The sequence below is a fragment of the Sphingomonas bacterium genome, from assembly GCF_903643035.1.
In the GTDB taxonomy this organism is placed as follows: domain Bacteria; phylum Pseudomonadota; class Alphaproteobacteria; order Sphingomonadales; family Sphingomonadaceae; genus Sphingomonas.
Window position 1 is genome coordinate 1 of record NZ_CAHJWW010000234.1, and the last position, 4406, is coordinate 4406.

2 protein-coding genes and 1 pseudogene are annotated in these 4406 nt (G+C 66.6%); 1 reads left to right on the forward strand and 2 read right to left on the reverse strand.

Features of this window, described 5'->3' with window-relative positions:
- Positions 1-544 (forward strand): annotated as a pseudogene (locus HUV01_RS12715) (DNA repair protein RecN); the annotation flags it as partial.
- Between the two features lie 87 nt (positions 545-631).
- Here HUV01_RS12715 and HUV01_RS12720 read toward each other — a convergent pair.
- Both HUV01_RS12720 and HUV01_RS12725 read right to left on the reverse strand, forming a co-directional pair.
- The gene (locus tag HUV01_RS12720; RefSeq protein WP_174298603.1) at positions 632-3904 is read right to left on the reverse strand and encodes a TonB-dependent receptor; all 3273 of its coding nucleotides are present in this window, start codon (positions 3902-3904) and stop codon (positions 632-634) included.
- A gap of 171 nt (positions 3905-4075) precedes the next feature.
- Positions 4076-4406, reverse strand: a 331-nt coding sequence (locus tag HUV01_RS12725; RefSeq protein WP_368040033.1) for a BRCT domain-containing protein, incomplete at its 5' end; no start/stop codon positions are given.

Genomic DNA, 4406 nt, shown 5'->3' on the forward strand with positions numbered 1-4406 from the left:
CGACGGCGCGGTGACAGGCGAGCTTGCGCCGTTGAAGCTCGACGCCGCCCGGTTCCGCACCGTCGTCGCGACCCTCGGCGAGGACGGCTGGTCGGGCGCGGGCCGCGACCGGGTGGAGTTCGAGATCGCGACCAATCCCGGCGCGCCCTTCGCCCCACTGGTGAAGATCGCGAGCGGGGGCGAGCTGTCGCGCTTCATCCTGGCGCTGAAGGTCGCGCTGGCGGAGGAGGGCGCGGCGGGCACGATGGTGTTCGACGAGATCGACCGCGGCGTCGGCGGCGCGGTGGCGAGCGCGATCGGCGAGCGGCTCGCCCGGCTCGCCACGCGCACCCAGCTGCTGGTGGTGACGCACAGCCCGCAGGTCGCGGCGCGCGGCGCCGCGCACCTGCTGATCGCCAAGAGCCACGACGGCACCGTCACCCGCACGGGCGTGCGCCGGCTGGCCGAGGACGAGCGCCGCGAGGAGATCGCCCGCATGCTGTCGGGCGCAAGCATCACCGCGGAGGCGCGCGCGCAGGCGGAACGGCTGCTGGAGACGGCGTGAGCGCTCGTTCGACCTTGCCGGTGATGCGGATACGAAAAGGGCCGTCGTCCCGAATGGAACGGCGGCCCTTCAGGCAGGCAAGGGCGATCAGAAGGTGAAGCGCGCGCCCAGCCGGATCGCGTACAGCGACTGGGTGATGTTCACCGCAGCCGTGTTCGGATTGGTGAACGACGAGTAGCGGTATTGAGCGCAAGGCTGCGCACTGGTGGTCGCGGCCGTTCCCGCGCCGATCGCGTTGCCCGCCGTCGTCAGGCACTGCACGTTGACCAGCGGCGCGGTATACGGGAACCCGAGCTGGCGCAGACCGCCCCACTTGCTGTTGAGGAGGTTGGGCACGTTGAGGATCTCCGCGAACAGCGTGATCCGCGAACCGCCCACGAACGTCGGTATCTGCTGTTCCAGATGAAGGTCGATGCGGGTGTTGGCGCGGTTGCGATCGATGTTCTTCGGCGCGATCTGGCCGCGATATTTCTTGAGCACCGATCCATTGATGTACCCGTCGAGGGCCTGCTGGGTCGCCGGGCTGTCGTACGTCACCAGCGGATCGCCGGCGCCGGTCGGCACGTATAGCAGGTTCGTCGCATATCCCTGTCCGGTCAGCACGGTGCCGAACACGGACGACCGCGTCGTCGTGTTGTCGAGCATCGTATAGCTGAACGGGCGGCCGGCCTTCGTATCGCCGAACAGCTGGATGATCGTCTTGTAGTCGCGGAAGAACGCGTGATCGAAACCGATGTTGTACTTGAACTCCCAGCGAGTCTGGTTGTCCGACGTGCCGAGCACGGCATTGTCCGGATCGGAGAAGAGCTGGTACCGATAGTTGGAGTTGATCGTCGACGAGGTCGCATCGCCCACGTCGCGCACGTCGGCCAGCGTATAGCTGCCGCCGACATCGAGGCCGAAGCCGAACTTCTTGTCGGCGCGGATCACGCCCACATGGCTGCGCCCGCGCGTCGAGTTCCTGGTTATGATATCGTAGTTGTTGTCGGTGAACCCGTAGTAGCCGTTGTAGCGCGGCCGTCCGTCCGGTAGCGTGCCCGTCCGGATCGAGCGTGCGTCGGTGAACACGACGCCATAGATGGTCTTCGAGAAGTAATAGTCTGCGCCGAAATCAATGCCGGCGAAGGTGTAGTCGGCGGACAGCGTCGCCTTGACCTCACGCGGGATGCGGAAATTGGGATCGAGCGCGCCCGTGTTCGTCCGCTGCAGCGTCGTGGCGTTGGTCGCGCCGCTGGCATAGGCGGCAAGCGCGGCGGGAATGTTGCCCGTCACGCCGTTGAGCGCGAGCGCGCAGGGCGTTCCCGGCGTATTGCACGTCGCATCGCGGTTGATCGTCAGCGAGTTGATCGTGACGGTGTTCGAGTAGCTGTTCGACAGGTAGATGTCGGGCGTGCCGCCGCCGAAGATGCCGCCGCCGCCGCGCAGGTTGAGGTGCGCGAACCTGCCCTCGCCACGATAGCTGAAGCTTAGTCGCGGCTCGAACAGTTCGAGGCCCTTGTACGTCTTGGTGTTCGAATAGCCGTTGCGGGCGTCGAAGGCGGGATTGAAGACCGGGTTCCCGCGCTCCGCGTAGAGCGTCTCGCGCGCGCCATAGGTGATGGTCAGGTTCGGCGTGACCTGCCAGTCGTCCTGAAGACCGAACGCGATCGTCGTGTAGCGGAAGTTGGCCGCCGCCGGCGCGATCGCCGCGGCGTAGACCAGCTGGTTCGCGTTTCCGGCGCGATAGTCGGCGAGCGAGTCGAAATACCACGATCCCAGGCTGTTCTGGACGAAATTGTTGTAGGTGTGGTTCTGCGTGACGTCGACCAGCGCCTTCACCTCATGGTCGCCCGCGCGATAGCGACCGAGCAGCGAGCCCTCGATCGTGTCGAAATTGAGCTGGTTCGTCTGGCGCGAGTTGTCCGGCCCGAAGAACACGCGCGGCACGCTGGTGGAACACGAGCTTGCGGCGCCCGTCCCGATCGCTCCCACCGACGCGATATCCTCGCATACGCCGAACTGGCCCGACCCGCGGCCCAGCAACGGCTCCTGGCCGCGCACCGTCTTCTTGTAGATGCCACGCGCTTCGGTCGAGAACTTGTCGGTCCACTGCGAGTTCAGCTGGACGATCCCCGCGCGCAACAGTTCGGTCAGCGCATAGGCGTTCGAGCTCAAGCCATAGGACGGGCTGCTGGTGGATGTGGAGGTGTTGTTCTGGCTGACGAGCACATCGTACGAATTGATGTACGAGATCGACAGCTTCTGCTGATCGGTGATGTTCGCGTCGATCCGGCCGACGATCTTCTCGTCCTTGCGCGGATTGACCACCAGCGTGTTGCCCGGCTTCACCGCCGGATAGGTGGACGCGGTGATGGCGTTGAGCGCATCCACCTGCGCCTGTCCGAGCGCCGGAATCTGGAAAAGAACGGTGCTGAACGGACGCGGGTCCTCGTTCTTCTCGGCCGACACCATGAAGAACAGGCGGTCCTTGATCAGCGGGCCGCTGAGCGTCGCGCCATAGGTTTTGGAGTTGAACTTCGGGTTCGTGATGACATTGCTGCCGATCCGGCTGCCCGAGAGGCCGTCGGTGTTCTCGGAATAGAAGCCGGTGCCGTGGAACGTGTTGGTGCCCGAAGCCAGGATGGCGTCGATCACGCCGCCCTGGAAACCGCTCTGGCGGAAGTCGTAGGGGGCGATCGAGACGGAGAACTGGCCGATCGAGTCGAACGGCACCGGGCCGCGATTGGTCGGGCTCGCATCCTGGTTGAGGCCGAACGTGTCGCCGACCGTCACGCCGTTGATTGTGAACTTGTTGTAGCGCGGGTTGACGCCCGCGAACGACACGGCGCCGCCGCGGTCGCCGGTATTGGACAGGTCGATCGTGGCGAACGGATCGCGGCGCTCGATGTCCCGCACGTCGCGGTTGACCGACGCGACCTTGGCGACGTCCGCCTGGGTGAAGATCGACTGCGGGCCGTCCGACCGCACGCCCGCGCCCGCGACCCGCGAGGCGGTGACGACGATGTCCGCGCCGGTGCCCGAGCCCGCGGCGGTATCGGCCAGCTCGATGGGCAGGTCATAGGGCTGCTGGACGACGGTGAAGATGTCGGTGATCGTCTTGTTGCCCGACGGCGACGTCACGGTGACGGTATAGGGGCCGCCCGGACGAAGGCCGCTGAAGCTGAACGCGCCGTCGGTGCCCGTCGTCGCGCTCGACCGCGAGCCCGACGTCGTCTCGACCGCGACGACCGTGGCGCCCGCGACACCCTGGCCGTTCAGCGTGATCGTTCCACGCAAGGCCGCCGTGGTTTCCTGGGCCATGACCGATACCGGCGCGATCAGCGCGACCGCGGCCGCACCCAGAAGGAACTTGTTACGCATTAAGAGATTTCCCCATCGACGAGCCTGCCCGGTCGCCACCGGGTCGCGCTGTGTGGCCCCGATATTTCGTTTCAGTGACGCACGGGAGCGATTGTTTCATTCGCGCACAGATCGGGCATGATGCGTTGCAAAAACGCACCACCGGTCGCCGCGGGCCGCGCCTTCGTTCCGTCAGCCCGCCACGATCGCCGCCCAGCCGGCCTCGTCGACGACGCGGATACCGAGGTCCGCTGCCTTCTTCAGCTTCGATCCCGCGCCCGGCCCGGCCACGACGAGATCGGTCTTCACCGATACCGATGCCGCGACGCGCGCGCCCAGCGCCTCGGCCTGGCGCTTGGCCTCGTCGCGCGAGAGCGTCTCCAGGCTGCCGGTGAAGACCACCGTCTGTCCGCTCACCTCCGACGCGCGCGCCGCGTGGACGACATCGGCGGGCGCGACCTCGCCCAGCAGGTCGTCGAGCGCGGCGCGGTTGCGCGGCTCGGCGAGGAAGTCGCCCAGCGCC

Excerpts from the sequence above, each read along its gene's own strand:
- HUV01_RS12720 (WP_174298603.1), bottom strand. The coding sequence starts at position 3,904 with ATGCGTAACAAGTTCCTTCTGGGTGCGGCCGCGGTCGCGCTGATCGCG.